The organism is Gymnodinialimonas sp. JB5-7, assembly GCF_055693405.1.
Genome location: NZ_JBVFUX010000004.1, coordinates 159,143 through 185,913 on the forward strand (window position 1 = coordinate 159,143; position 26,771 = coordinate 185,913).

Here is a 26,771-nt window from a genome sequence, read left to right on the forward strand (position 1 = left end):
GTTTAGGATCCCCTTCATGAAACGCCTTCGCCCCTATTTGCAGATGACCAGCGTCGAAGATCTCTGGTCTCACCATACCAAGGTTCTCGCCTCATATGGCTTTGACCGGGTTTTCTACGGCTTCAACGCCTTCCGCGGCGCGGGTCTTTACGACAATCCCGAAGACGCGCTGCTGCTGACCAATATGCCCACTGACTATGTGGAGGCCTATGTCGACGGCGGCATGTTCCGCAACGGTGTGATGATGCGGTGGGCGATCTCAAACACCGGTGCCGCGTCGTGGCGCGATGTCTACATGTCCATGGCCCACGACGAACCGTCGCAAGGCGAACTGGCCATGCGCGCCCTCAATGAGCGGCATGGGCTGACAGCTGGCTATACCATCAGCTTTCCCATGGCGATCAAGAACGCCAATGCGGGCATCGGCATGGCCGTCAAGAAAGGCATGAGCCAGGACGAAGCGGATGCCATCTGGGAAGAACATGGCGCAGATATCGAAACGATCTGCCATGTCGCCCATCTGTGCATCCTGCAACTGCCCGCAACCGGTCAGCGCAAGCTGCTGACGCCGCGCCAATCCGAGGTTCTGGAGCTTGTGGCGGACGGCAAAACCATGGCCGACATCGCGCTTCTGCTGGAACGCAACGTAGCAACAGTCGAAAAACACCTGCGCGGTGCCCGCGACGCATTGGGGGTCGAAACGACGGCCCAAGCGGTCCGCAAAGCATCGATTCTCAACCAGATTTTCCGACTCGACGACAAGGAAGATCAGACCGCGCGCCTACCACATTTGACCGGTTCTGTCGGAGATCGACGCTAAACCTGTCCTTTTCGACAGGTTTTTGACCGAATGGTAAGGGAATCCCCATCTATCCCGAAGGGTTCTCTTTTGGCATTCTGATGCTGTTCCGTGAGTGATGGCAATTACGGCCAGGAACATCGGGCCCGCGTGGCGGCATTCTCCCGCCACCGGGTCCACCCAAAGGTCGCACCTCGTGGCCTGAGGGGCTCGAAGCGGGCGGCGTTTATTTTTCGACGCCCGATATCCGCTTCGGGAAACGGACTGCCTTTTGTCCCTTGGGCAGCCCGATTTGACGAACCGGCGCACTATCCCTTGTCCCTCGCGCCGGGTGTTCACTGAAGAAGCGGCGTTGCCTATGTCCCTGGGCAACGCCGTTTTTCTTTGTCTGTGCACATCCTGTCCCGAAAAAGCGCAGCCTTGAAGTAAACCGATCCGTGCTTCCGTGACATGTATGGTCATGAAAGGGCTGAACATGACCGAGACGGACAAAGACATTGAAACGCTGAACCGGCTGTTTGGGGAAGCGCGGGCAGATTACCAGGCGCTGCGCCATCGTGCAGTGCCGCCGCCCCTTACAGTTGTGCCGCAAGCCAAGCCCCGCCCCGTGCACCGGGTGCTAGCCATTGCGGCAGGCGTCGCCGCACTTGGTGTGACCGGCCTTGTGCTGTTGAGCCTCAATCAACCCGACACACCGCCGGGCCACCGTCTGATCGCCGCGCCGCAAGCCATGCCCGACGCCCCGTCCGGCCGCCCGCAATTCACCGGCAGCCCCCGCCCGACGCTGTCCTTTTCTCGCATGACGTTCGATTTCACGCTGCCGCAACGCCCCGACGGATCGAGCGGATGAACGCGGCTCCGCCCTCAGATGCGGATTGGGGCCTGATGGCGCGCGCCGCGCAGGACCAATTGGCCCTGTCGCAGCTCTACGACCGACACCGTCACTACGTGTTCCGGCTCGCCTGGGGCATCTTGGGCGAAGACGCCGCCGCAGATGATGTGGTGCAAGAGGTTTTCCTGCGCCTTCACGATGGGCGTTTAAAGGCGCAGCCGCGCGCGAAATTCACCACATGGCTTTACGGCGTCGTAATCAACGTTGCCCGCGAACAGGCCCGTAAACGCCGCCGGTTCTGGGGCGCGGCTCAAGCGGATGAAGTGCTCAGCACCCACGCTGATGCGCAAGCCGACCCCGCCCGCCTTGACCGGTTGCGCGATCTGGGTCGTGCGCTCGCCACACTACCGATCCGGCAACGCGAAGTCGTCCTTCTGCGTTTTCTCGAAGGCTTCGACACCGCCGAGACCGCCGAAATTCTCGGATGCCGCCAAGGCACCGTGAAGGCCCATCTCCACCGGGCCACCCGCAAACTGCAAACCGAATTCCAATCCCCGCCCGCACTCACCAGTAAGGAGACTTCCCAATGAAACACATGCTTATCGCAGGCGTCCTCAGCGTGACGGCTCTATTTGCCCCGGTGCATAACGCACAGGCGCAAGAGGCCGAGTATGAGATGATCGGCCTCTTCCAATCCTATCTCGACCTGGCCGAGCAATTTGTGGGCTTCACTACCGAGCAGGAGGCGACAGTTTTCCTCGCCATCGAAGGTGTCGCTGAAATCTACGAAGAACGCGGCGAGTTGGCCGCAGCCATCCCGGTCCTGCAAGAGGCGCTGGCCCAATACCCCGATGATCTGGCCGTACGCAACATCATCCGCTTCAAACTGCGCGACCTCTATCGCGACACCGGTCAGGCGGATCTGGCGCTGGCGGAACTGCAGGCCATTATCGAGGAAAATAGCTGATCCCAACGCATCGAAAACGGGGCAGAGGATCACTCCCCTGCCCCGTCACTGTCCCACGCATGTGGTTCGAAATCAGCCCTTGGCCGCTTTCGCCACTTCTTCTGCGAAGTTCTCTTCTTTCTTCTCGATGCCTTCGCCGACTTCGAGGCGGACGAAACCGGTGATCTCAGCACCGGCTTCTTTTGCAGCGTCACCCACCGTCAGGTCGGGGTTCACAACGAACGACTGGTTCACCAGCGTGACCTCGGCCATGTACTTCTTCATACGGCCCACGATCATCTTTTCGATCACCTGCTCGGGCTTGCCGCTTTCGCGAGCAATGTCCATCTGGACCTGCTTTTCCTTCTCGACCACGGCAGGGTCCAGATCGTCCTCGAGACAGCGAGGCAGGGTTCACGGCGGCGACGTGCATCGCAACCTGCTTGGCAAAGCCCGCATCACCACCCTTGGTGGCCACCAGAACGCCAATCTTGCCCATGCCATCGGCTGCAGCATTGTGGACGTATGCCACAACCTGATCGCCTTCCAGCTTGGCCATCCGGCGCACGGACATGTTCTCACCGATCACGGCAACGGCGTCTGTGACGGTCTGCTCGACCGACTTGCCGCCCATATCTGCCGCTTTCAGCGCGTCCACATCGTCCACGCCCATGGCCACACCGGCAATGCCGGACACCATCTTTTGGAAGTCGGCGTTCTTGCCCACGAAGTCGGTCTCGGAGTTCACCTCAACCGCAACGCCCGTGCCACCATCAACGGCGACGGCCACAAGGCCCTCAGCCGCGGTGCGACCCGATTTCTTGGCGGCCTTTGCAAGGCCCTTGGTGCGCAGCCAGTCAACGGCAGCTTCCATGTCGCCATCGGTTTCGGTCAACGCCTTCTTGGCGTCCATCATGCCTGCGCCGGTTGTGTCGCGCAGCTCTTTCACCATGCTTGCGGTGATTGCCATGTCATGTCTCCTGAAATGGGGAATGTCGGGCCGAGGCTTACCCCGACCCTCATGTCAGTCCTGTCGCGAAAGGCTTAGCCTTCTGCGGGCGTCTCTTCAGCGGCGGGCGCTTCTTCGGCTGCGGCCTCGGCGGGAGCTTCTTCGCTCAGCGCTTCTTCCACGGTGCCTTCTTCCAACGCACCCAGATCAACACCGGCGGTCTCCATCTGCGTGGTCATGCCGTCAAGCGCCGCACGGGAAACGAGGTCGCAGTAAAGCGCAATTGCGCGGGCCGCGTCGTCGTTGCCGGGGATGATGTAATCCACGCCGTCGGGCGAGCAGTTGGTATCGACCACGGCCACAACCGGGATACCCAGCTTCTTGGCTTCGGCAATCGCCAGGTCTTCCTTGTTGACGTCGATCACGAAGATCAGGTCCGGCAGACCGCCCATTTCGCGGATCCCACCCAGCGAGGCCTGCAGCTTCGCCTGATCGCGTTCCATGCCCAGACGCTCTTTCTTCGTCAAACCCTCAACGCCGTCTTCCATCTTGGCGTCGATGTCCTTCAGACGCTGGATCGAGTTGGAAACGGTCTTCCAGTTCGTCAGCGTGCCACCCAGCCAGCGGTGGTTCATGTAATACTGCGCGCAACGCTCTGCGGCGTCGGCGATCGGCTTTTGCGCCTGACGCTTGGTGCCCACGAACAGGATGCGGCCACCTTTGGCGACGGTTTCGCGCACGGCGATCAACGCCTGCTCCAGCATCGGATGCGTTTGCGTCAGGTCGAGAATGTGAATGCCGTTGCGGTCACCATAGATGAACTCGCCCATACGGGGGTTCCAGCGTTGGGTCTGGTGGCCGAAGTGAACGCCAGCTTCAAGAAGCTGCCGCATGGAGAAATCAGGAAGCGCCATGCTTGTTTTCCTTTTCCGGTTTGAACCTGAGCGAGGGATCAGAGGCGGATGCCTCAACCGGTGGACCGTACGGGGATGTCTCCCGCCGCATGGCCCGCCCTCGCCTGTGAAGTGCGCGCGATTTAGGGGGTTTTCAGTGCGCGCGCAAGAGAAAATGCCGATCGCGCCCTGCATGTTTTGCGCGAAACTCTTAATTTGCCCAGTGAGCTTCCAAGGGAAGGTTCACGGGGCATTGGGCGCTCCTGAATTTTCGAGCGAATTCGGTGATTTGAAGACCGCAAAGGTATGCATTTATCTAAAGTCACCGCTTTGCCTGACCGGCTCCTAGATCACGAAAACAAAATGGTAGACAGTTGCCTGTCATCCAACTTGGGTTTTGCTGCTGATCCGATTGGGGTCAAACGCAACCAGATGTGCACCAGCCGCCACTGCGCGTTGACCAGATGATCCGCCCAGGCATGGGCGCGCGGCCCGCATCCTATGCTCGGTTTGCCCATTTTTCGTGCTCGCTACAACACGTTCGACCTCCACCAACTCTCGGGCTGAAAGCCAACGGTATCCCTGTGGTCCGGGAAGAAAGCTTTCAACCGCAAGGCCGGAGGCGTCGATGACCTCATGCTGTGCAAATAGAAGGGTGTTGTACTCGACCTCGCGTCGACCGCGCATGTAGCGGATGCCGTTTGACCCGACAAAGGCCTTGGCCGGCGCCAATATCTCCTGTCCGTGAGGAGTACGCAAAAGCAATCGATGCTGCGGGGACACGATGACCTGCCTTCGCATAAGCCCCTTTTGCAGGACGCTCGGCGGAACGAGAATCGGCAGCGTCTTGCGCGATTTCTGATCGACCCGGACGATGCGCCGCCCAATCCAGAGAACGGGACGAAGCCCATGATCCATGGTCAGAACAAGGTCGCCCACGCGCACTTGCCCGATTGGTATTTCGCCCTTCGCAGTTGTGATGACAGTGTCCGATGAAAGGCACACATATGCGTGTTGATACTCCGTTTCGGCGCTTTGGTCCGAGGTGTAGAATTGGGGCGAATTGCCTTGGTTGAAATTATCGAAATACCAGCTCTCCAGATCGAAGCCCGGGGTCCAGACGATCTGTTCCAGATCGCCGTCTTGATTGACCCCCTCAAAGACAACCGCATGCCCGCCCCGGGCAAGGCGTCCGATCGGATCACGACCGCATCTTCGAACGTGCCGCCCTTCCCGCCCCCACCATTGCCATAGACCAGGTCGTACGTGTCTCCGACACTGAACGTTCCCGGCGACGGATCCCCGTCGTTGGCAGTGATGATCAGACCCCTCGAAGAGGTTGGCGGATAGTCGAACGTGCTCGTGCCCGGACCACTATTGACGTTTGATCCAGTTGCGACAGCGAATTCATTGTCACTCGCATTTATGGTGAAGGTCATGGCTTGTCTCCAACGTGGCACGCACGCTGCGCGAAAAATCCTAAAATAATGCCAAAACGGCTGCGTTTGAGCCCTGCAAACAAACGCGAAACTCTATTCGAATTGTGCTTTCACCCGTTTTGAGAAGCGCGACCCGCCTTGACCCAAATCAACGACAGAAAACCGCAGGTGCCTTAAGGCGATGCCAACGGAACAGGAGGGCCCGATGGCAAAAGATACTGATTTGAAGGAATTTGATCCGCACAGCGACGCAGCCACGCGGATTTCAGGCTTTGACAAAGGCGAATACCCCTACCCCACCAAACTCCCGACGAAGGAATACGAGGCCCAAAAGGCAGCGCTTCAGGTTGAGCTGCTCAAAGTGCAGCATTGGGTGGAAGAAACCGGCCAAAAGATCGTGATGCTGTTTGAAGGCCGCGATGCTGCTGGCAAGGGGGCACCATCAAGCGCTTTACCGAGCATCTGAACCCACGCGGCGCGCGGGTCGTGGCGCTGAACAAACCCTCCGATGAAGAACGCGGGCAATGGTTCTTTCAACGCTACATCAAGCACCTGCCAACGGCGGGTGAGATCGTCCTTTACGACCGCTCCTGGTACAATCGCGCGGGCGTCGAGCGGGTAATGGAGTTCTGCGAACCCAACGAATACCTCGAATTCATGCGCCAGACACCTGATCTGGAGCGGATGCTGACCCGCTCCGGCATCCGGCTTTTCAAATATTGGTTCTCGGTCACGCAGGAAGAGCAACGCCGCCGATTCAAGTCCCGCGAAACCGATCCGCTGAAACAGTGGAAGCTGTCGCCCATCGACCGGGCAAGCCTCAACAAATGGGACGATTATACCGAGGCCAAAGAAGCGATGTTCTTCTACACCGACACCGCCGATGCGCCTTGGACGTTGATCCGTTCGAACGACAAGAAACGCGCACGCCTTGGCTGTATGCGTCACTTCCTTGCCAGTTTGGATTATCCGGGCAAGGACCATGAAGTTGTGGGCGCGCCTGACCCAAAAATAGTGCTACAGGCAGAAACCGTGGTGCATGAGGCCGACCATATCCTTGCCAGCTCTCTCCACCCGAAAGCGCGGAAAAGCGGCTGAAGGTTTTGGCGGGCCAATGCAATCGGCCCGCCGCTTGAGGCTATTCCAAAACCAGAAGCACCCATTCGGTACGATCCGTGTCCCAACCGCCTTTCACCAGCGGGCGGCGGGCGACTTCGCGGAACCCAAGGCTGTGGTAGAGCGCTTCAGCCGGGGCATTGCCCGCTGCCAGAATAATGCTCGCCCCCTGCCCTTCGGATCGCGCGGCGAGCGCTTCCTCCAGCAGAAAACGTCCAAGGCCCAGTCCGCGCGCATCTGGCAGCACTGCCAAAACGTTGATGTAAAGCGTGCCCGGCGCCATATTCTCCAACTCGATCAGTGGAACGAACAGATCAGGCGTGTCTGGTGTGATCTCTTCGGGCTCTGGGTGGACGTCATAGGTGATGATCATCCCCTTGGGCGCGCCATCCACGGTGCCCACCACCGCGTTGCGCCAGGAAAATGCGCCTTCCTCACGCGACGCCCGCGCCATGCCCACATCCATCGGGGTTTCATCCCCCTGAACCATCGCGGCCCATAGGGTCATTGGCAGACCCTCGCCCGCCATATCCACCAATTGCGCCATCAATGGCACGTCCGCCAACGTGGCCGGGCGGGAGGCCAGATCACGCGACATGGTTGTGCCCCCCAAACAGGCATGTCCCACCGCCGCGATATGGCGATGGTCAGTGCCGCAGCAGCCGCCAAGAACCTTCATTCCGGGTAGATGCGAAAGCATGGCTGCATGAAGCGCGCCGAATTCCTGCGGGTCGCCATCATCAAGCTCCACCGCCTCATCCAGTTCCGCATGGCTCATCCGACTGGCATTGGACCGCAATCCACCCAGGCGATGCGTCCACGCTTCACCGTGCAGGATCGCCGCGTAGTGGTCGGGATGGGCGCAGTTGATCATGTAGAACAGCGGCGTACTTCCGGTGGCCGCATCCACTTCTGCCACCGCATCCGCCACATTCTGGCCCGAGGGCATCACGCCATTCGTTTCAACAGTGAAGGAAACAACAACAGGCAACCCGGCCAATGCAGCCGCCCGCGCGATCCCGATTGCTTCTTCCACATGGGTCATCGTGACCGCGCTCACCATATCGACCTGTGTTTTGGCAAAAGCCGCGATCTGGTGCGCGTGATAACCTTCATAGGCAGCAACCGACTTCATGTCGCCCGGCGCGTATCCGTCCCCCTCGGGTCCGATCACGCCATTCAGCACAACGTCCATGCCCGTCTCACGCCAGGGCTTGGCCAGCTCTGCCGCAAAGGCGGCCGCATCAACGTTAGCCCCTGCGACCGTTTCAGGCGCCAAGCCCAACTTTTCGCCCCAGCCCTGGCTCGCCCGCCATGTCGGTGTGTCGAGCACGAAACCCGTGCCCGCCTTAGATGCCAGCTTCAGATAGCCGTTGTAGTACCGCGCGATGGTGGCGCGGCCCGCTTCCGTGTTCAGAAGCGGAAAGGCCGCGAATTCCGGCAGATCCAAGCCATCGTGAAAAATCAAAGTCGTCTCCAACCCGCCATCCGTCAAATACGGGCGGGACGTCGTCAGCAACGCCGAACGGCGTGGGTGGTCCAATTGGTCCATGGTGTTGATCCTGATAAAATGTGAGTCCCGGTGGCGTGGAAATCGCGCCAACACCGGACCCGCAGGAAAAATCACAACGCGCCTTGGCGACCAAGGTAAGGGATTCCACCGCTTTGGCCCAAGCATGATCTTGCAATGCAAGCGCCCCCACGCCATTGAACGCCCCATGACACGCAGCCCAGACATCCTGTGCATTGGCGCCGTCCTGTGGGACATCATCGGTCGCACGCAGCTGCCGATGGTTCAGGGCAACGACAAGCCTGGCCAAATCACCCGCATACCCGGTGGCGTAGCGCTGAATATCGCCATGGCACTGCAACGCTTGGGGCTGCAGACCGAGCTGTTGTCGGTGGTTGGAGATGACGGTGCGGGCAAGGAGTTGCGCGAAGCGTGCACGCAAATGGGTCTTGGGACCGATGCAATGCTGGTCGATCCTGATCTGCCCACCGACGTCTATATGGCGATTGAGGCGCAAGGCGCGCTGGTTGCTGCCATCGCAGACGCGCATTCGCTGGAACGGGCCGGTGCACGCATCCTTGATCCGCTGGCCGATGGACGGCTCGGCTCGGTCACGGCCCCGTGGAATGGTCCGGTCGCGCTGGACGGCAATCTAACCGAGGCGCTCCTGGCTGATATTGCGAAAAGCCCGCTTTTTTCGCAGGCCGACCTGCGCATTGCCCCAGCCTCCCCCGGCAAAGCGGAACGTTTGCGCCCGTTTCTAACCCATCCCCGCGCCACACTGTACGTCAACCGGGAGGAGGCGGGCCTGCTGACAGGCACAAACCCAGCCAATGCCATCGCCGCGGCAGAGGCGTTGTTGCGCGCAGGCGCGGGCCGGGTATTGGTCACGGAGGGCGCACAGATGGCCGTTGATGCCACGCCCGACAGCACCCTGACCCAGACGCCGCCCCCGTTGAAGCCATCCGCATCACCGGCGCAGGCGACACTTTCATGGCCGCGCATATCGCCGCCGAGATCGCGGGGGCGACCCGAGCGGACGCACTGCACACGGCCACCACAACCGCTGCCGCCTATGTCGCCGGAGATGCGTTATGACCCTCCCCCTTACATTCTCGCCCGAGGTTGCCACCGCCAAGGCCGAAGGCGCCGCCATTGTGGCCCTTGAAAGCACCATCATAACCCACGGCATGCCCTACCCGCAGAACGTTGAAACGGCGCAGCGGGTAGAGGCTGAGATACGAAACGCCGGTGCGGTTCCCGCCACTATCGCAATCATGGACGGCACCATTCACATCGGGCTGACAGAGGAGCGTCTCGAAACGCTCGCACAGGCACGCGATGTCGCAAAACTCAGCCGCGCGGATCTGGCCGCTTGCCTCGCCTCTGGCGGGATCGGTGCCACGACAGTCGCCGCCACTATGATCTGCGCCCATCTCGCAGGTATCCACGTCTTTGCGACAGGCGGCATTGGCGGGGTCCATAAAGGCGCCGAAGAAAGCTTTGATATTTCCGCAGATCTCCACGAACTCGGCCAAACCCCCGTCACGGTCGTTGCGGCCGGTGCCAAGGCCATCCTCGACCTGCCCAAAACTCTTGAGGTGCTCGAGACCCTGGGCGTGCCCGTTATCGCGCTCGGCCAAACTGCCTTCCCTGCTTTCTGGAGCCGCGACAGCGGGTTGCCCGCCCCTTACGCATGGATGATCCAGCAGACATCGCCGCCGGCCACCGGATGCGCAAAACCCTGGGCCTGCCCGGTGGGCAACTCATCGCCAACCCGATCCCGCTGGACGCTGAAATCGCGGCAGAGACCCTGGCCCCCTTGATCGCGCAGGCGCAATCCGAGGCAGAGGCACAAGGTGTGTCCGGCAAAGGCGTCACGCCCTTCTTGCTGCAACGGCTCTTTGAATTGACAGAAGGCAAAAGCCTGACCGCAAATATCGCGCTTGTGCTCAACAATGCCCGGGTTGCGGTCCAAATCGCCCAACATTTGCGCGACTGACGCGGGCCGGGCACCTGTGCGCTTGTGCGCCCGCCCCGGCGCGCCTAGATAATCCCTAATTCGATCAGCAGCTGACGGCCCCATGAAACTGCCTCAACCCGAAAAACCGCCCCGCCGCGGAATGTTCGCCTCGCTCAGGTCGAACTTTCTGACGGGTCTGATCGTGATCGCCCCGATCGGCATCACGATCTGGTTGATCTGGACGTTGACAGGTTGGATCGACAGCTGGGTGCTGCCCTTTATCCCAGACCGCTACAATCCATCCCTGTTGATCGCCGAATGGACCGGCATCAATATCAACATTCGCGGCATCGGCGTGGTGACGTTCTTCGTCTTCACGATGCTTGTGGGCTGGATCGCCAAGGGTCTGATCGGGCGTTCGATGATCCGATGGGCAGAATCGCTGGTGCTGTCGATCCCGGTCGTGCGCACGGTCTATTCCGGCCTGAAGCAGATCGCCGAAACGGTCCTTCAGCAAGGCCAGCAGAACTTCGACAAGGCCTGTCTTGTGCAATACCCGCGTGAGGGGATCTGGGCGATTGCCTTCATCTCGACCTCCGCCAAGGGCGAGATCGCGGAGAAGGTGCCGCAGGATATGGTGTCTGTTTTCCTGCCCACCACACCCAACCCGACCTCGGGTTTTCTGCTGTTTGTGCCGCGTAAGGATGTCATCATCCTCGACATGTCCGTCGAGGACAGCGCCAAGCTGATCATCTCCGCCGGTCTGGTCTACCCCAACGGGGAAGAGGCCAAGAAGGCGGTCGAGGCGCAGGTGGCCGAAGCCGCTGAATGAGCTTGTGACACCAAAAGCGCGCCTCCGGACCATGGATTTTAAACCAGAAAATGCGGCTCGCCACCTGAGATCTACATGAAAAAAGCAGGCGCCCGGGGCGCCTGCTTCGGTTCGTTTTGCGGGCTTTCGTTTGCCGTTATTGGCGCAGGCAAACTTCAAACCCGTTGTTGTTTGTAAAGCACAGCTCGCCTGTGCCACCACCGCCATTGCTTGGCGGTGCGACGGGTTGGGGACACACATGGCCGTTGCGAATTCCGATATTGCCGCCGCCGGTCTGGATTAGACTGAATATTCCATCCCCACTGCGACCGCTGAAATGTGCGCCAGCTCCAAGCGCAGGCAAAATGATGCGGTATGGGCCGAAGCTGTTGGTCGCGTGAATCTGCTGGCTGGCACCCGGTGCCAGAAAACCGCGGCGGCTGGTGTCGCCGGTTCTGTCTTCCAGAACTACCTGCAAGCTCAAGTCTGTGCAGTTGTGCAGGGTCATCGCCTGAGCGCCAGATGACGAGGTTGCGATTGCGGCCACGCCGAGGGCCGCAGCGATGGCGATAGATTTGATGTTCAGGGAAAGGGTCATAATCATTAGTCCGTTTAATTTGGTTTGTGTGTGCTCCTTCACTTTGGGTGGTCAAGAAACCATTGCGTTGAAGCGATGGACCGGAAATGCAGCACGTGGCGCTGCCATACACTGGGGAAACTACCCATACGCAGGCCATCTCAGGCCTTTTCTCAATTGAAACAGACCAATGTTGATCGCGTGTCGCCAATGACGCGACGCATCGATGGCTGCTGGTTCTCAACCCGCAACCTAAAGCACCCCGCCAAATAGCTAAGGCATCATGGAACGCGAACGTCCCGATAGCGCGCAGCGCGGCAGGGAATTCGTGAGTCTGGTTTTTGGCGGGGTGCTCTAACAGAAAAGGGCCGCCCCTCTCGGAAGCGGCCCCTGAGGCGTGGCCTCTCAAAAGTTAACGCAGCGCGGTTTTCTCAAAAAATCCGTGCCTTAGCCCCCGGTTGCAACCCTGTAACCGTCGGCACTCACTCCTCTGCAACCCACCAGACATCGGGCTGCCAACCGATCCAATCGCCATAAATCGGGATGTAGTCGGGATATTCCAACTCGCTGTTGAAGGCGAGCCGGCTGATCGGGTTGTGGTGGAACGGTACGACATACCGCTGCGAAATCAGCACCCGGTCCAATGCGCGCACAGCGGCGCGGTAATCATCCTGACTTGGCGCGCTCAGCATCTCGTCGACCATCGCCTCGATCGCCGGATGACAGGCCCCCATTAGGTTGCGTGAGCCTTCGACCTCCGCCATTTCGCAGCCCCAGTAAAGCCGCTGTTCATTGCCGGGGCTTAGGGACAGGCCGCGGCGGTAATAGGTCATATCGAAGTCGTAGACATCCGTACGCTCGCGGTACTGCGCACTGTCCACACGCGTCACATTCACCTCGATCCCCACACGCGCCAGCGCTTCCACATAGATATTGGCGATCGAGTCATTCTCCGACGACCCGGTTTGAAGCAGGATCTCAAACGTCACTGGCCCGTCAGGTCCGGTCATCACACCTTCTTCGACGATGTAGCCAGCCTCTTCCATCAACGCGATGGCCGTGCGAATGCCGTCGCGGTTGCGTTCAGACCCGTCAGAGACTGGAAGCTCGTACCCTTCCATCGCACCCGGCAACAACTCGTCTGCAAAGGGCGCCAGATACTCAGCCACACGTCCCTGTGCAGCCCCCGGCTCCATCGAAAGCGGCGAATTCGCGAAATACGATGTGATACGCGGGTCCACGCCGCCATTGATGGTCTGGTTGATGAACTCGAAGTTGAACGCTTGGATCATCGCCTCACGCACGCGCCAATCGTCAAATAGCGGGCGACGGGTGTTCATCACAAAGCCAGTGATACCCGAAGGCCGCTGATGGGCGACCTCGGCCAGCTCTACTTCGCCATTTTGAACGCGCGGGAAATCGTAGTTGTCGGCCCAAGCCTGCGCCGAGGTTTCGCGCATTGTTGTCACCAATCCACTGGTAAACGCCTCACGCATTGCATTGCCATCACCGAAAAACTCCATCCGGACTTCATCGATCACGTTGGTGCCACGCCGGAATGGCACATCTGCACCCCAATAGTCCGGATTGCGCCGCAGGCTGACAAAGCGCCCTGCTTCGAAATCATCGATGATATACGGGGCTGTCGTGATCGGAATATTCGTCAGACCGCTTTCGGTAAACTCGACGTCCTCCCATTGAGCGGCCTGAAGGATGGGCCGGAGACCCATGATCATCGCAAGCTCTCGGTCCGCTTCCCCCAAGGTGATCCGCACAGTGCGCTCACCCACCGCTTCGATCCCCTCAACGCGGCTCCACGAGCCGAGATAGCGTGGATGACCGTCAGTTCCGAGCGTTTCAAACGACCAGATCACGTCCTCAACCGTGACCGGGCTGCCATCGGAAAACGCGGCCTCTTCCCGCAAGGTGAACTCGACCCAGGTATGGTCGTCCCCGATCTCCACCGTTTCGGCCAGCAAGCCGTAAAGCGTGAAGGGTTCATCATAGGATCGGCCCAACAGCGATTCGTAGGCGAGGAATCGCAACTGCCATGGAACCGAGCCTTCCCGAATATGCGGGTTCAGCGAGATCGAACGAGCCAACTTCGCCGGTGACGATTCGCCCGCCGGTGGGGGCATCCGGATTGGCGTAAGGCAGATGTTCGAAATCCGCGCCGAGCGCGGGTTCGCCGTACATGGCGACGCCATGCGAAGGCTCAGCAATGGCAGGGCTGGCGAGCGCCAGACCCAAGGCCACAATACCTGCCCCTTTGATGAAACAATGCGTGTGCATTTGTGAACAATCCTCCTGCGGCCCGATTTTGTTGTAGTCTCACGCTATCCGGGCCGGATTGGGAGGGCAAACTTTTCGGTTGGACACGGGCCAAGTCATTGCTTATAAAGGGGTCACTGCTCGATAGGTTTCTTGCCTGTATGAAACCTGCCTCAATGACTTAACCCTGGCTTCGTGCCAGGGTTTTTTTGTGCAGCCCTCAAATCACACGGAACCTTGTCTGGCTTCCTCTGTTCTTTTCGCACCTGCAGCATTAGCGTGCAGGCAAATACGATCAGCGCGGAGACATTTCCCATGGCCATCACCACCGACCTATCCGGCAAAACCGCCGTTATCACCGGCTCAAATTCTGGCATCGGGCTGGGCGTTGCGCGGGAATTGGCGCGGGCGGGCGCAAATGTGGTTCTCAACTCCTACACAGACCGTAAGGAGGACCATGCGCTGGCCGAGGAGATTGCTGAAAACTTCAGCGTCGAGGCGCGCTATATCAAGGCGGACCTCTCCAAGGGCGAAGAAGCCCGCGCACTGATCGAGCAGGCGGGCACGTGTGATATTCTGATCAACAATGCAGGCATCCAGCATGTAGCACCCATCGACGAGTTTCCGGTCGAAAAGTGGGATGCGATCATTGCTATCATGCTGTCCTCGACCTTCCACACCACCGCAGCGGCCCTGCCGATGATGCGCAAGGCCGGTTGGGGCCGGGTCATCAACATCTCGTCCGCGCACGGGCTGACAGCCTCCCCCTACAAGTCAGCCTATGTCTCGGCCAAGCACGGTGTTGTGGGCATGACGAAGGTCGTGGCGCTGGAAACCGCGCAGGAACCGATAACGGCCAACGCCATTTGCCCCGGCTACGTCCTGACTCCGCTGGTCCAGGCGCAGATCCCCGACACGGCGAAAAAATACGATATGTCCGAGGAAGAAGTGACGCAGAAAGTCATTCTGGAGCGCCAGCCATCCAAGGAATTCGCCACAACGGAGCAATTGGGCGGCACTGTCGCGTTTCTGTGCTCGCCGGCCGCGGACCAGATCACCGGCACGACGATCAGCGTCGACGGAGGTTGGACCGCGCTTTGACACGTCACTAGGCTGATCCACATCGTCATTTGAACCGGAGGGAATGCCATGACTGACGAACCAGAAGCCGGGCGCGACAAACTTGAGATCGACAACATGTATCTGTGCGGCTCACGCTTTACGCGGGTCAGTCTGAAGGACGCGTTTTTCGGTGACACGCACTTGATCGGCGCCGAGGTCAACGATGTGAATGCGTCGGAGATGACGTTTGAGAACGTCAACCTATCCGAAACCCGGTTTCACAACGTGAACATGTCCGAGGTAAAAATCGAGAACGCGAACCTCGCGGAGATGACGTTGACCAACGTGAACCTCGCCGGTGCCAGGATCGACAACGCGAATATCGATGGGTTCACAATCTACGGCGTTCCGGTCAGTGACATGCTGGCGCTGTGGAAGGAGCATCATGGCACCGCCTAAGCGGATCAATCTGGCCCTTCAGGGCGGTGGCGCGCACGGCGCTTATACCTGGGGTGTGCTAGAGGCGATCCTTGCATGCGAGGATTTGGAGATTGCCGGAATATCCGGCACGTCTGCCGGTGCATTGAATGGCGCAGCCGTGAAATCCGGTCTCAGCCGCGGCTCCCGCGCGCTTGCATCCGAGCTTTTGGCAGGCGTGTGGGAACAGGTCGGCGCGATCACAGATGATGCGTTTGCGCCATGGCTCAACATGATCTCACCCCAGGCAGTAAGCTTTGCGATCGAAACCTCCCTGCCCTTTGCGGTTGGCGACAGTGTCAGCCGCATGGTCAGCCCCTATTCGACTGGTCCGTTTTACCGCAACCCGCTGGCCCCGATCGTCTCGAAATTCGAATATGATCATATCTGCTGTGCCGAAGGACCGGCCTTTTACATCTGCGCCACCAACGTGCGCTCCGGGAAGATCCGCATCTTCTCGGACGATGAGATCACGCCGAAAGCCATCATGGCCTCGGCCTGCCTGCCGACACTGTTCCGTGCCATCGAGATCGACGATCCCAAAACGGGCGAGACAGAGGCTTATTGGGACGGTGGCTATACCGGCAACCCCGCGCTTTTCCCGCTGTTTAGCCCAGATCTTCCCCGCGACATATTGATCGTGAACATCAATCCGCTTCATCGCGACGAGCTGCCAACGTCCGCTCGGGCGATCCAGAACCGGATCAACGAGATCAGTTTTAATACTTCGCTGCTGCGCGAGCTGCGCGCCATCGAGTTTGTCCAGCGCCTTCTCCATAAGGGCGCGGTGCAGGACAACGCCATGAAGGATATGCTGATCCACATGGTTTCGGACGACGATCTGATGCAACAATTGTCGGTGGCCACGAAATTGGTTGCCACACCGCAAGTGTTGCACCAGTTGCGCGAAGCCGGTCGAACCTCGGCCGAGGCGTTCATTTCGGAACACTTCGACAAAATCGGTGAGGATAGCACCGTCGATCTGCGCGCGATGTTCGAATAGCCGGGAACCATCTTCCCTTCGGCGCGTTCCAGTTGGACGCAACAGGAAAGAGAACTCCCATGAAATGGTCCGAAGTCACATCCAATCGGCCTTCCGTCTTTGCATCGCTCAAGGCGCGTTTCCTCTATCTGACAGATGACATCCTGCTTGCCGCCGACGGTCAGCGGCGGGCGCTTGAGCTGGCAATCGCAAACGAGCACGGCCTTTCAAAAGCCGAGGCGCGCGAAGCCGTGGATGAATGGCAGGAGGGGCCCATGCCCTCAGATGCGCGCACGCATCCGGTGCAAAACAACGTGGCTATGCTGAACAGCCGCAAGTATGTCCCGGCACAAGAAGACATCTATTCTGACGATGCGCGGTTGGGCGATGACGATCAGGTCGAACAGCCCCAGCGACGTTTTGGCTAGGCCGCCACATCCGTCACAAAACCTTCACATGGCCGCATCTTGATTGCTGAACCCAAGTTGGGCATGGATCGCGGCCATGATCTTGTCGCACCGACTCCTCGCTGAAGCTCTGGGTACCGCTTTTCTTCTGATTGCGGTGGTGGGATCCGGCATTATGGCTGCCAATCTGAGCGACGGAAACGTTGCCCTGGCGCTTTTGGGCAACGCGATTGCCACAGGTGTTGCGCTTTACGTCTTGATCACCATCTTCGGTCCGATCTCGGGCGCGCATTTCAACCCCGCCGTCACGATGGTCTTTGCGCTGAAGCGCGAAATCCCCCTGCCTCATGCTGCAGCCTATATCCTTGTGCAGATCACCGCTGGCATTTTGGGCGTTTGGCTGGCCCATGTCATGTTTGAACTGCCGATCCTGCAAGCCTCCACCACCACACGAACAGGGCTATCACAGTGGGTGGCTGAGGTCGTTGCAACATTCGGCCTGGTGATCACGATCCTTGCCGGCATCCGCCACGCCCCGTCTCAGGTGGCGGCACTCGTCGCGGCTTACATCACCGGTGCATATTGGTTCACGGCGTCCACCAGCTTTGCCAATCCGGCGGTCACCATCGCGCGGGCCTTCTCAGACACGTTCGCGGGCATTGCACCCGTGGACGTCCTGCCGTTTATCGCAGCACAGATCGTTGGCGCGTTGCTGGCCCTGGGCGCAACGCGCGTCCTTTATCCGGCAAAAGGACGCTAACCCATCGACGTGACCCATAGGATCGTGGCGTCATCATCCGAGATCGAGATCACGTTGTGTCCCATCGTGGCGTCGTAATAGGCGCTGTCGCCGCGCACCATGTCGATGGGTTGGTAGAACTCCGTGAACAGACGCACTGCACCTGTCAGCACGTAAAGAAATTCCTCGCCCTCATGGCGCACCCAGCCGTCGAATTCCTCGAACGCGCGGGCGCGAATGCGCGCCCTGTACGGCAGCATTGATTTCTGCACCATCTGATCGGCCAACAGCTCATGCTCATACGTCGTCGTCGCATGGGCCGCGCCCTCGCCCCGCTTGGTCGAAACCATTCGTCCGCCCCCTGCGGCGAGGATTTTGGCGTGAAGAGCTGCGGCACCGAAATCCCGAGCCCAACGGCCAGCTTCTTGAGCGCATCGTAGGTGGGCGACATCTGCCCATTCTCGATCTTTGACAGGGTCGAGCGTGCCAGCCCCGCCTGTTGGGCGGCTTGCTCTAATGTCCATTGGCGCGCTTTGCGCAATTCGCGGACGCGGACAGCAAGATCGACGGGGGCAGCCGTCACATCCTCACCGGACGCGCGGGCAAGTTGGATCAGGCTGGGTTCCGGTGTCTGGTCGGTCATGATCTGTGCAGTAGCGCAGGCCGTGCTGCGCTTGCAACCGGACGCGGGCGCGCATAGGCCCCGTGTCATGCAGCCGCCCCCTGATTTCAACATCGTCAAACATGTGCTTGCCCATGCCCATGTGGACCCCGACAAGATCGCGCTCGCCGTGCTGGGGCCGGCCCGGGCCGAACGCTGGTCGTACGGCCGCCTGGCCGATGCCGTGGCCTGCGCCGCGGGTGGATTGCAGGCCACCGGCCTGCCCACGGGCAGTCGCATCATGCTCCGCCTGGCGAATTCTGCCACGTTCCCCTTGGCCTTTCTGGGTGCAATTGCAGCAGGTTACGTGCCGCTTGTGACGTCCGCTGCATTGACCGTGCCCGAGGTGACGAAACTGGCCACGGTGGCTACTCCGGACGCCATCATTGCGGGCAACGGCATCGCTTTACCCGATGGTCCATGGCCGATCCACGGGCCGGACATCTTGAATGGCGCACCTGACAAGATCCACAGAACCACCGCGGAAGACCTCGCCTACATCGTTTTTACGTCTGGCACCTCCGGCCAACCCAAGGCGGTGCACCACGCCCATCGTGCGATCTGGGCGCGTGGTATGATGGTGGATGGCTGGTACGGCTTGAAACCCTCCGACCGCGTCTTGCACGCAGGCGCGCTGAATTGGACCTATACGCTCGGCACAGGCCTGCTCGATCCTTGGGCGATGGGCGCAACGGCGCTTGTCCCTGCCGACGGCACCGACCTCGCGACCCTCGGCCTTCTTGCAAAGCGCCACGATGCGACGATCCTTGCAGGCTCTCCCGGCCTGTTCCGCAAGCTCCTGGCCCGCGATCTGCCAGCGCTTCCAAAGCTGCGGCATTCCTTGTCCGCTGGCGAAGCCCTGCCTCCAAGCCTCCGGACCCGCTGGCAACAGGCGACCGGTACGGACATCCACGAAGCCCTGGGCATGTCCGAATGTTCGACCTTCCTGTCCGGCGCGCCCGACCGACCAGCGCCTGAAGGCTGCATCGGCTATGCACAGGCCGGACGCAGGCTCGCCGTGTTGGATGAAGACGGCATGGCGGTTCCGGACGGCACCACGGGCCAGCTTGCCATCCACCACACGGACCCGGGCCTGACCTGTGGCATCTCCGGTCCCGAGGGCGGCGTCAGCCTGCCGCTGACGGGCGCGTGGTTCGTCACCGGTGATCTGGTTACGCGCCGCCCGGATGGCGCCTACACCTACCATGGCCGTAGCGACGACATCCTGACCGCAGGTGGCTTTCGGGTTGCCCCGGCCGAGATTGAAGCCGCGTTCGACGGATTTCCGGGCCTCACCGAATGTGCCGCCCTCACCCTTCAACTGACGCCTGAAACCAATATCCTCGCCCTTGCCTATTCCGGCACAGCCAGCGAGGATGCGCTAGCACAGCACGCTGAACCCATTCTTGCAAAACACAAACGCCCCCGCGCCTATCTGCGCCTCGACGCCTTGCCGCGTGGCGGGAACGGCAAACTGAACCGCCGCGCGCTGGCTGACGCGGCAAAGGACCTGATATGATCAAGCTCGACATCCTTTCCGACCCCATTTGCCCATGGTGCTATATCGGCTGGTCCAACCTCGCCCGCGCGATGGAGGCCAAGCCAGATCACCCCTTCACGATCGAATGGCATCCGTTCCAGCTGAACCCCGACATGCCGCCCGAAGGCATGGACCGTCGGGCCTATCTGGAAGGCAAGTTCGGCGGAAAGGAAGCGGCGGTCCGCGCCTACGCGCCCGTGGCTGAAAAGGCCGAAGAAGCGGGATTGAAACTGAACCTCGAAGGTATCCGCCGCACGCCCAATACGTTGAACGCGCATCGCCTGATCCATTGGGCAGGAATTGAAGGGCGGCAAACGCCTGCGGTCCTTGCGTTGTTCCGGGCCTATTTCGTTGATGGACGCGACATCGGGGATGTCGAAACGCTCGTAGATATTGCCGAAAGTGTAGGCCTCGACCGCGAGATGATTGCAAAGCTTTACGAAGGCACATCTGACGCACAAAGCATCCGCGACCGCGATGCCCATGCAAGGTCGCGCGGTGTGCAGGCTGTTCCCACCTTCATTGTGGCCTCGCAACACGCCGTGCCCGGCGCGCAGCCCCCCAGCAGTGGGAAGCGATCATTGACGACCTCAACGAACAGCTCGCGAAGCTGCAAGCCGACGAGGCGCAGGGGTGATTTTCGGCCTCGTCCTGGGCCTTGGTGCCTGCGCGGCATGGGGCCTGCTTTTGTGGTGGTCCGAACGTGACGCGATGACCGGCCCATGGCCGCCTGAACAGGGCAATTGGGGCACCGCGGCCTGGGCCTGGGGCCTGACGATCCTGATCTATGTTGGCCTTTTCCAGACTTGGGTGGTTCCGACTGGCCCCTGGGCCTGGCTTGTCTGGACGATTGGGCTGGGGATTGGTTTCGCGGGCAGCGCGTTGCAGACTTGGGGCACGGCCAACCTCGGCTTCAAGGGCACAAGCGGCTGGGATGTGGGCGTCGAGGCCCGCGGTGCCTATGCCCTGTCGCGCCACCCGCAATATCTGGGCCAAGCCGCAGGCTTTCTGGGCTTTGCGATCATCTTGGGCCACTGGCCCGGCTGGATCATTTCACTGACTGCGATGGCAACCCTTTACGCTGCCGCACGTGTGGAAGAGGCGGCGCTGGAGGCGCGGCACGCGAACTATGCCGCCTACCGAACGCGCGTGCCGTTCCTGTTGGGACGCAGCGCATGAGCAGTGCAGCCGCCCCCGCACAGCCCATCCCCCGCCTGTCGACGACTGAGTTCATCGCGCTCATGGGCATGATGTTCGCCACCATCGCCTTTTCTATCGACGCGATGCTGCCTGCCCTGCCCGACATCGCAGCACAGCTTTCGCCCGACACACCCAATTATGCACAGCTGGTCATCACCAGCTTTGTCATGGGGATGGGCGTCGGAACGCTTGTCACAGGGCCGCTGTCGGATGCATTCGGGCGCAAGACGATCATCATCATCTTTGCCGCGCTCTACATGGTCGGCGCCGCGCTCGCTTGGGCGGCGTCCAGTATGGAATTGCTGATTGCCGCCCGCATCATCCAGGGCCTCGGTGCTGCGGGCCCTCGCGTGGCCTCCATGGCCCTGATCCGGGACCTCTACACAGGGCGCGAGATGGCGCGGATCATCTCGTTCGCGATGCTGGTCTTCACAGTCTTCCCTGCGGTCGCGCCGCTGATTGGCCATGGCATTATCGAGCTGTTCGGGTGGCGCGCGATCTTCATCAGCTTCCTGCTATTTTCACTTGTTTCCGTGGGCTGGCTGACCTTCAGACAGGCCGAAACCCATCCGCCCGCAAACCGCCGCAAGCTGAACGCGGCAGAGCTGTGGGCCGGCACGCGAGAGGCGCTATCGCTGCGCCAGATGCAATTGTCGATCCTTGTGCAATCGATGATTTACGGGCTCCTTTTCGGAAAAATCACTTCGATCCAACCTATCTTTGACCGCACCTATGGCTGGGGCGAATATTTCCATTGGTTCTTCTTCGCGATTGCCGTCCTGTCGGCCCCCGCAGCCCCGTTGAACGGGCGCCTCGTCGTGCGGCTGGGGATGCGCCCGCTGATCCGCCGGGCCCTCTGGGCGCAGACGGCCTTCTCAACACTGTTCGTGGCGCTCCTGCTCAGCGGAGCCGCAGGAACGACCGAAATCTGGTTCTACTTCGCCTGGTCAGTCACTGTTTTCGCCTTGATGGGCTTCACCATCGGCAACCTCAACGCGCTGGCCCTGGAACCCTTAGGGCATATTGCAGGGCTTGCAGCGTCGCTGATGGGGGCGTTGGCCACGGTCGCAGGAGCTGTCCTGGGCACGAGCATCGGCCAACTTTACAACGGAACCGCAATGCCGCTTGCTGCGTCGGTCTTGATCCTCTCTCTCCTAGGTGCAGTGGTGATGCGCTACATGCCGCGCGAAGGGCGCGACTGACGAAAGCACTTTGCGATTTATCTGCGGCACTCTTATCGCGTTCCGCGTTCGCGCCATCGGCGCGAGGCAGCGGGTTGCTTTTCAAATCAAACGCAACGTGCTCTATTCCGCTGGCTGCGCAACTGCTGCCTGCCGGCGCGCCGTGCGCCACCACCAGATCGCCACGACAAGCACATTAGGCACCCAGCAGGTCCAGCCCAGATAGGGGAAGACCACGTCCATATCCCAGAACAAGCGCAGGATCGGCAATTGAAGGCGGAATGAGACAGCCCCAAAGCTGAGTGCTGCCATCATCACCATCCAGCGCTTGTGCATCTCGAAATTCTTGCGACGTATGTGCCAGATGCCCATCACCAGCGCACCGAACCACGCGACCGAACCCATGGCAAAGCCAAGCTCGGACCAGAGCGGGTATGACATGTTGAAGCTGATCGGCGGCGTCGTGAGCGATGCGATGACGACAATCGGCACCAGCGCCCATCCAAGATACACATGTTTGCGCCGGTCACCCCGCCGCCACATCCGGCTGACCTGCAAAGGCGTCAGCAAAACGGCCAGACCGCCTGCCACCATATGCACGGCCAATATCGATCCCACATTTTCGATGTGATGGGCAACATGGTCGGCGCCGCGCGAAATCCCCTCGACCACAAAGCCCATCCACGTGGCCGAAAATCCTTCGCCCCAATGGGCAAGGACACCATGGATCAGTCCGGGCGGGACGAACTTGAACGCGGACGCCGCCGAGAGTGCTGAAAACAGCAGGAATGCGTACCACCCCCATCGGGGCATTTCGCGCTTTGCGATGGGGCGGGATCTTGGACGTGTCTGACATCTGCTCGGGGCCTTTTGCGTGTATGACCTTCGCGCTTTGCGCTCGTTTACCTCGAAACTGGCCCGCGCATCAATGCGACGCCTTTGCAGGCGCTTTGCCCTCAGCGTGCATCGCCAGGTCACGGGCAATTGCAAAGGCACCTTTGATCTTGTCGCTGTCTTTTTTCCAATCGCGCCGCACAACGATCTTGTTGTCTTTGACCTTCGCGAGACCCTTCTGATCTTGCACGAAATCAACCAGCCCGCCGGGGTTCGGAAACTTGTCGTTGTGAAACTGGATCGTCGCGCCCTTTGGCCCGGCATCCAGCTTGGCAATATGGGCCCGCTTGCACATCGCCTTGATGCGAACCACCAGAAGCAGCGTATTGACCTCCTTGGGCAGCGTCCCAAACCGGTCGATCAATTCGGCGGCGAAGCCTTCCAGATCCACCTTGGTCTCCAGTTGGCTCAGCCTGCGGTATAGCCCCAAGCGCACGTCCAGATCAGGCACATAAGCTTCCGGGATCAAGACCGGCACACCCAGATTGATCTGCGGCGACCATTGCCCATCGTCGGTCAGAACGCCTTCCGCCTCGCCCGAGCGGATCTTGGCAATCGCCTCTTCCAGCATGCTCTGGTACAGCTCGAAGCCGACCTCTTTGACGTGACCCGATTGCTCTTCGCCCACAATGTTGCCCGCGCCGCGAATATCGAGGTCTTGGCTGGCAATCGTGAAGCCCGCGCCCAAGCTGTCGAGGCTCCCCAAAACACGCAGGCGCTTCTCCGCCGTGGGCGTCAGCTTACCGCGCGGCTTCGTTGTCAGATAGGCGTATGCCCTTGTCTTCGCGCGCCCGACCCGGCCCCGGATCTGATAAAGCTGCGCCAACCCGAACATGTCCGCGCGGTGAATGACCATCGTGTTGGCTGTCGGAATATCAATGCCGGACTCCACAATCGTGGTCGCAAGAAGCACATCATATTTGCCGTCGTAGAAGGCGACCATCCGGTCGTCCAACTCACCCGCCGCCATCTGGCCATGGGCCGTGATGAACGTCACCTCGGGCACGTGGTCACGCAGGAATTCCTCGATCTCAGGCAGAGTCCTGAATGCGGGGAACCACATAGAAGCTCTGCCCTCCTCGGTAATGCTCCCGCAACAGCGCCTCGCGGATCGTGACCGCATCGAATTCGCTGACATAGGTCCGGATCGCAAGCCGGTCGACCGGCGGCGTCCCGATCAGGCTCAGGTCGCGCACGCCAGACAGCGACATCTGCAAGGTCCGCGGAATCGGCGTGGCCGAAAGCGTCAGCACATGCACGTCCGAGCGCATTTCTTTCAGCCGCTCTTTATGGGTCACGCCAAAGCGCTGTTCCTCGTCAATAATCAGCAGAGCCGAGGTTCTTGATCTTCACCTGCTTGGCCAGCACCGCATGGGTGCCGATCACGATATCGACCGACCCATCGGCCAGGCCCTTGCGGGTATCCGCGGCGTCCTTGGTCGACACAAACCGGCTAAGCTGCCGCACCGTGACAGGAAAGCCCCGGAACCGCTCGCCAAAGGTCTTTGCGTGCTGACGCGCCAAAAGCGTTGTGGGCGCGATCACGGCCACCTGCATGCCCTGAAGCCGCCGCCACAAAGCGCCGCGCGCATCGCCACCTCGGTTTTGCCGAAGCCCACATCGCCCACAACCAGCCGGTCCATGGGCCGCCCCAGCGTCAGATCGTCCAGCACATCGGCAATCAGCCGTCAGCTGATCGTCCGTCTCCTCGTATGGAAAGCGCGCATTGAACGCCTCCCACATATCGCCGGGCGGCTCGTAGACAGGGGCATTGCGCAATTCGCGCTCGGCTGCGATCCGGATCAGCTTGTCGGCGATCTGACGGATGCGCTCCTTGAGTTTTGCTTTCTTGGCCTGCCACGCCCCACCACCGAGCTTATCAAGCAGGCCTTCATCATGGCCGTAACGGCTGAGCAGTTCGATATTCTCGACCGGGAGGAACAACCGATCCCCACCGGCATATTCCAGTGCCACGCATTCATGCGGCGCGCCCACGGCCGTGACCGTCTGAAGCCCGGTGTAGCGGCCCACACCATGATCCACATGCACCACCAGATCGCCGGGGCTGAGGCTTTGGGCTTCGGTCAGATAGTTCTCGGCCCGCTTGACCTTGCGCTTGGGCCGGATCAACCGGTCGCCCAGAACATCCTGTTCTGAGATCACCGCCACGCCGCCGGACGAAAACGGGCCGGTAAACCCTTCCTCCAACGGCCAGACCGTCAGGTTCAAGCTTCCCGGCTCACCAATATCGCGGGCGTCCGCAACACGACGGATATCCGTCAGCCCCTCATCTTGCAGCAATCCCTCCAGGCGTTCGCGGGCACCGTCGGACCAGCTGGCAATGACAACGGCACGATCTTTACGCATTGCGCGAACATGATCGGCCAAAGCACCAAAAAGGCTTAGGTTTTCCTGCTGCCGTTCCGGCGCAAAACTGCGCCCGATCCGCCCGCCGGCATCGATGACCCCAGGACCAGACGCCGCCGAATGGACCGAGAATTGAAGAACGCGCTTTCCATCGATTGCCCGCTCCCACGCGTCATCATCCAAATAGAGCAATTCTGGCGGTGCGGGCTTGTAGACCGTGTCGAGCCGCCCCTTCTGCGTCAGTGCTGTCTTACGTGTATCATACTGGTCCGTGATGCTGTCCCACCGGGCAACACGTTGCGGCGTGCTTTGATCATCCAGCGTGATGGTTGCATCAGGCAGATAATCGAAGAGCGTCTCCAACCGTTCATGAAAGAAGGGGAGCCAATGCTCCATCCCTTGCGCCTTACGCCCCGCCGTGACGGCCTCATAGAGCGGGTCCTCTGATCCGCCTGCCCCGAACTCCACCCGATAATTCTGTCGAAACCGGGCAATGGCAGCCTCATCCAGGATGACCTCGGAAACAGGGGCCAATTCGATACGCTCAAGTTTTTCTGATGTGCGCTGACTGACTGGATCGAACCGCCGCGCCCCGTCTAGAACGTCGCCAAACAGATCAAGCCGAACGGGCTGTGCCTCACCCGGCGGCCAAACATCGATGATGCCGCCACGCACAGCATAGTCGCCGGGTTCTGTGACCGTGGGGGCCTGCACATAGCCCATGCGCACAAGGAACGCGCGCAGTGCGTCTTCATCAATCCTGCCATCGACCTGCGCCACGAATGCTGATGAGGCCAGCAATTCACGCTGTGGCACATATTGCGTCGCCGCATTCAGCGTCGTCAGCAAGATAAAAGGCCCTTTCAGCCCGCCGGCCAGAGTTGCCAATGTGGCCATCCGCGCAGCAGATATTTCAGCCTGCGGACTGACGCGGTCATAAGGCAGAGCAATCCCATCCGGGGAATTCCAATACCGGCACCGTCGGGTCAAAAAAGCGCAACGCGTCCGCCATGGCGCGCAGACGCTTGTCGTCGCGCGCGACGTGCACTACCGGGCCTGACGCGGCTTCGCGCAGGACCAAGGTTGCATCGAACCCCTCCGGGGCACCACCGCAAAGGATATGCTTGGGATCAGCCATGAAGCGCCTGACCTACG

General features: G+C 60.4%; 18 protein-coding genes and 8 pseudogenes. 17 read left to right on the forward strand and 9 right to left on the reverse strand.

Features of this window, described 5'->3' with window-relative positions:
- Positions 1-16: 16 nt before the first annotated feature.
- From ACZ1HK_RS01420 to ACZ1HK_RS01435, 4 genes are all read left to right on the forward strand, one after another.
- The gene (locus ACZ1HK_RS01420; protein WP_472627158.1) at positions 17-820 is read left to right on the forward strand and encodes a helix-turn-helix transcriptional regulator; all 804 of its coding nucleotides are present in this window, start codon (positions 17-19) and stop codon (positions 818-820) included.
- A gap of 454 nt (positions 821-1,274) precedes the next feature.
- Positions 1,275-1,649 carry a hypothetical protein gene (locus tag ACZ1HK_RS01425; RefSeq protein WP_472627159.1) on the forward strand — a complete coding sequence of 125 codons (375 nt, stop codon included), beginning with the start codon at positions 1,275-1,277 and terminating at the stop codon, positions 1,647-1,649.
- A complete protein-coding gene (locus ACZ1HK_RS01430; protein WP_472627160.1) occupies positions 1,646-2,221 on the forward strand; it encodes an RNA polymerase sigma factor in 576 nt (191 codons plus the stop codon). Before ACZ1HK_RS01425 ends, ACZ1HK_RS01430 begins: the two co-directional genes overlap by 4 nt.
- Positions 2,218-2,598 (forward strand): tetratricopeptide repeat protein, encoded by a 381-nt coding sequence (locus ACZ1HK_RS01435; RefSeq protein WP_472627161.1) that lies wholly within the window; start codon positions 2,218-2,220, stop codon positions 2,596-2,598. Before ACZ1HK_RS01430 ends, ACZ1HK_RS01435 begins: the two co-directional genes overlap by 4 nt.
- Before the next feature lie 72 nt (positions 2,599-2,670).
- Here ACZ1HK_RS01435 and tsf read toward each other — a convergent pair.
- The 3 genes and pseudogenes from tsf to ACZ1HK_RS01450 form a co-directional block, all read right to left on the reverse strand.
- Positions 2,671-3,547 (reverse strand): annotated as a pseudogene (gene tsf / locus ACZ1HK_RS01440) (translation elongation factor Ts).
- A 74-nt stretch (positions 3,548-3,621) separates the two neighbouring features.
- The gene (gene rpsB, locus ACZ1HK_RS01445; RefSeq protein ID WP_472627162.1) at positions 3,622-4,440 is read right to left on the reverse strand and encodes a 30S ribosomal protein S2; all 819 of its coding nucleotides are present in this window, start codon (positions 4,438-4,440) and stop codon (positions 3,622-3,624) included.
- A 360-nt stretch (positions 4,441-4,800) separates the two neighbouring features.
- A complete protein-coding gene (locus ACZ1HK_RS01450; RefSeq protein ID WP_472627163.1) occupies positions 4,801-5,424 on the reverse strand; it encodes a Hint domain-containing protein in 624 nt (207 codons plus the stop codon).
- Positions 5,425-6,063: 639 nt separating this feature from the next.
- Between ACZ1HK_RS01450 and ppk2 the strand changes: the two are divergent.
- A pseudogene (ppk2, locus tag ACZ1HK_RS01455) lies at positions 6,064-6,956 on the forward strand (polyphosphate kinase 2).
- Between the two features lie 40 nt (positions 6,957-6,996).
- On the opposite strand, the gene ACZ1HK_RS01460 reads toward ppk2, so the two are convergent.
- Positions 6,997-8,526, reverse strand: a complete 1,530-nt coding sequence (locus ACZ1HK_RS01460) for a GNAT family N-acetyltransferase (protein WP_472627164.1) — start codon at positions 8,524-8,526, stop codon at positions 6,997-6,999.
- Positions 8,527-8,692: 166 nt separating this feature from the next.
- On the opposite strand from ACZ1HK_RS01460, the pseudogene ACZ1HK_RS01465 reads away from it, so the two are divergent.
- The 3 genes and pseudogenes from ACZ1HK_RS01465 to ACZ1HK_RS01475 all read left to right on the forward strand — a co-directional run bounded on the left by ACZ1HK_RS01465 (position 8,693) and on the right by ACZ1HK_RS01475 (position 11,279).
- Positions 8,693-9,582: pseudogene (locus ACZ1HK_RS01465) on the forward strand (PfkB family carbohydrate kinase).
- A pseudogene (locus ACZ1HK_RS01470) lies at positions 9,579-10,486 on the forward strand (pseudouridine-5'-phosphate glycosidase). Before ACZ1HK_RS01465 ends, ACZ1HK_RS01470 begins: the two co-directional pseudogenes overlap by 4 nt.
- 82 nt (positions 10,487-10,568) lie before the next feature.
- The gene (locus ACZ1HK_RS01475; RefSeq protein WP_472627165.1) at positions 10,569-11,279 is read left to right on the forward strand and encodes a DUF502 domain-containing protein; all 711 of its coding nucleotides are present in this window, start codon (positions 10,569-10,571) and stop codon (positions 11,277-11,279) included.
- Between the two features lie 136 nt (positions 11,280-11,415).
- On the opposite strand, the gene ACZ1HK_RS01480 is transcribed toward ACZ1HK_RS01475, so the two are convergent.
- Both ACZ1HK_RS01480 and ACZ1HK_RS01485 read right to left on the reverse strand, forming a co-directional pair.
- On the reverse strand, positions 11,416-11,898 hold the full coding sequence (locus ACZ1HK_RS01480) for a hypothetical protein (RefSeq protein ID WP_472627166.1): 483 nt from the start codon (positions 11,896-11,898) through the stop codon (positions 11,416-11,418).
- Between the two features lie 419 nt (positions 11,899-12,317).
- A pseudogene (locus ACZ1HK_RS01485) lies at positions 12,318-14,127 on the reverse strand (extracellular solute-binding protein).
- A gap of 294 nt (positions 14,128-14,421) precedes the next feature.
- Here ACZ1HK_RS01485 and ACZ1HK_RS01490 point away from each other — a divergent pair.
- The 5 genes from ACZ1HK_RS01490 (at position 14,422) to ACZ1HK_RS01510 (ending at position 17,794) form a co-directional block, all read left to right on the forward strand.
- Positions 14,422-15,207 carry a 3-hydroxybutyrate dehydrogenase gene (locus ACZ1HK_RS01490; RefSeq protein WP_472627167.1) on the forward strand — a complete coding sequence of 262 codons (786 nt, stop codon included), beginning with the start codon at positions 14,422-14,424 and terminating at the stop codon, positions 15,205-15,207.
- Positions 15,208-15,255: 48 nt separating this feature from the next.
- Entirely contained in the window at positions 15,256-15,627 is a 372-nt protein-coding gene (locus ACZ1HK_RS01495; protein ID WP_472627168.1) for a pentapeptide repeat-containing protein, read from the forward strand.
- On the forward strand, positions 15,614-16,648 hold the full coding sequence (locus ACZ1HK_RS01500) for a patatin-like phospholipase family protein (protein WP_472627169.1): 1,035 nt from the start codon (positions 15,614-15,616) through the stop codon (positions 16,646-16,648). The genes ACZ1HK_RS01495 and ACZ1HK_RS01500 overlap by 14 nt, the downstream gene beginning before the upstream one ends.
- 59 nt (positions 16,649-16,707) lie before the next feature.
- The gene (locus tag ACZ1HK_RS01505; protein WP_472627170.1) at positions 16,708-17,055 is read left to right on the forward strand and encodes a hypothetical protein; all 348 of its coding nucleotides are present in this window, start codon (positions 16,708-16,710) and stop codon (positions 17,053-17,055) included.
- A 76-nt stretch (positions 17,056-17,131) separates the two neighbouring features.
- Positions 17,132-17,794: an aquaporin gene (locus ACZ1HK_RS01510; protein ID WP_472627171.1), complete on the forward strand. Its 663-nt coding sequence runs from the start codon at positions 17,132-17,134 to the stop codon at positions 17,792-17,794.
- Here the strand turns inward: ACZ1HK_RS01510 and ACZ1HK_RS01515 are convergent.
- Positions 17,791-18,416, reverse strand: a pseudogene (locus ACZ1HK_RS01515) (helix-turn-helix domain-containing protein). The gene ACZ1HK_RS01510 and the pseudogene ACZ1HK_RS01515 sit on opposite strands and share 4 nt — an antisense overlap.
- Before the next feature lie 67 nt (positions 18,417-18,483).
- On the opposite strand from ACZ1HK_RS01515, the gene ACZ1HK_RS01520 reads away from it, so the two are divergent.
- The 4 genes and pseudogenes from ACZ1HK_RS01520 to ACZ1HK_RS01535 all read left to right on the forward strand — a co-directional run bounded on the left by ACZ1HK_RS01520 (position 18,484) and on the right by ACZ1HK_RS01535 (position 22,376).
- Positions 18,484-19,953 (forward strand): class I adenylate-forming enzyme family protein, encoded by a 1,470-nt coding sequence (locus ACZ1HK_RS01520; RefSeq protein ID WP_472627172.1) that lies wholly within the window; start codon positions 18,484-18,486, stop codon positions 19,951-19,953.
- Positions 19,950-20,611, forward strand: a pseudogene (locus ACZ1HK_RS01525) (DsbA family oxidoreductase). The gene ACZ1HK_RS01520 and the pseudogene ACZ1HK_RS01525 overlap by 4 nt, the downstream one beginning before the upstream one ends.
- 74 nt (positions 20,612-20,685) lie before the next feature.
- The gene (locus ACZ1HK_RS01530; protein ID WP_472627864.1) at positions 20,686-21,153 is read left to right on the forward strand and encodes a methyltransferase family protein; all 468 of its coding nucleotides are present in this window, start codon (positions 20,686-20,688) and stop codon (positions 21,151-21,153) included.
- Positions 21,150-22,376: a multidrug effflux MFS transporter gene (locus tag ACZ1HK_RS01535; protein WP_472627173.1), complete on the forward strand. Its 1,227-nt coding sequence runs from the start codon at positions 21,150-21,152 to the stop codon at positions 22,374-22,376. Before ACZ1HK_RS01530 ends, ACZ1HK_RS01535 begins: the two co-directional genes overlap by 4 nt.
- A 102-nt stretch (positions 22,377-22,478) precedes the next feature.
- On the opposite strand, the gene ACZ1HK_RS01540 is transcribed toward ACZ1HK_RS01535, so the two are convergent.
- Together ACZ1HK_RS01540 and mfd are read right to left on the reverse strand one after the other, a co-directional pair.
- Positions 22,479-23,168 (reverse strand): DUF2306 domain-containing protein, encoded by a 690-nt coding sequence (locus ACZ1HK_RS01540; RefSeq protein WP_472627174.1) that lies wholly within the window; start codon positions 23,166-23,168, stop codon positions 22,479-22,481.
- A 112-nt stretch (positions 23,169-23,280) separates the two neighbouring features.
- A pseudogene (gene mfd, locus ACZ1HK_RS01545) lies at positions 23,281-26,754 on the reverse strand (transcription-repair coupling factor).
- Positions 26,755-26,771 lie beyond the last annotated feature (17 nt).

Coding starts and splice junctions, on each gene's coding strand:
- ACZ1HK_RS01420 (WP_472627158.1), top strand. CDS start 17: ATGAAACGCCTTCGCCCCTATTTGCAGATGACCAGCGTCGAAGATCTC.
- ACZ1HK_RS01425 (WP_472627159.1), top strand. CDS start 1,275: ATGACCGAGACGGACAAAGACATTGAAACGCTGAACCGGCTGTTTGGG.
- ACZ1HK_RS01430 (WP_472627160.1), top strand. CDS start 1,646: ATGAACGCGGCTCCGCCCTCAGATGCGGATTGGGGCCTGATGGCGCGC.
- ACZ1HK_RS01435 (WP_472627161.1), top strand. CDS start 2,218: ATGAAACACATGCTTATCGCAGGCGTCCTCAGCGTGACGGCTCTATTT.
- rpsB (WP_472627162.1), bottom strand. CDS start 4,440: ATGGCGCTTCCTGATTTCTCCATGCGGCAGCTTCTTGAAGCTGGCGTT.
- ACZ1HK_RS01460 (WP_472627164.1), bottom strand. CDS start 8,526: ATGGACCAATTGGACCACCCACGCCGTTCGGCGTTGCTGACGACGTCC.
- ACZ1HK_RS01475 (WP_472627165.1), top strand. CDS start 10,569: ATGAAACTGCCTCAACCCGAAAAACCGCCCCGCCGCGGAATGTTCGCC.
- ACZ1HK_RS01490 (WP_472627167.1), top strand. CDS start 14,422: ATGGCCATCACCACCGACCTATCCGGCAAAACCGCCGTTATCACCGGC.
- ACZ1HK_RS01495 (WP_472627168.1), top strand. CDS start 15,256: ATGACTGACGAACCAGAAGCCGGGCGCGACAAACTTGAGATCGACAAC.
- ACZ1HK_RS01500 (WP_472627169.1), top strand. CDS start 15,614: ATGGCACCGCCTAAGCGGATCAATCTGGCCCTTCAGGGCGGTGGCGCG.
- ACZ1HK_RS01505 (WP_472627170.1), top strand. CDS start 16,708: ATGAAATGGTCCGAAGTCACATCCAATCGGCCTTCCGTCTTTGCATCG.
- ACZ1HK_RS01510 (WP_472627171.1), top strand. CDS start 17,132: ATGATCTTGTCGCACCGACTCCTCGCTGAAGCTCTGGGTACCGCTTTT.
- ACZ1HK_RS01520 (WP_472627172.1), top strand. CDS start 18,484: ATGCAGCCGCCCCCTGATTTCAACATCGTCAAACATGTGCTTGCCCAT.
- ACZ1HK_RS01530 (WP_472627864.1), top strand. CDS start 20,686: ATGACCGGCCCATGGCCGCCTGAACAGGGCAATTGGGGCACCGCGGCC.
- ACZ1HK_RS01535 (WP_472627173.1), top strand. CDS start 21,150: ATGAGCAGTGCAGCCGCCCCCGCACAGCCCATCCCCCGCCTGTCGACG.
- ACZ1HK_RS01540 (WP_472627174.1), bottom strand. CDS start 23,168: ATGCCCCGATGGGGGTGGTACGCATTCCTGCTGTTTTCAGCACTCTCG.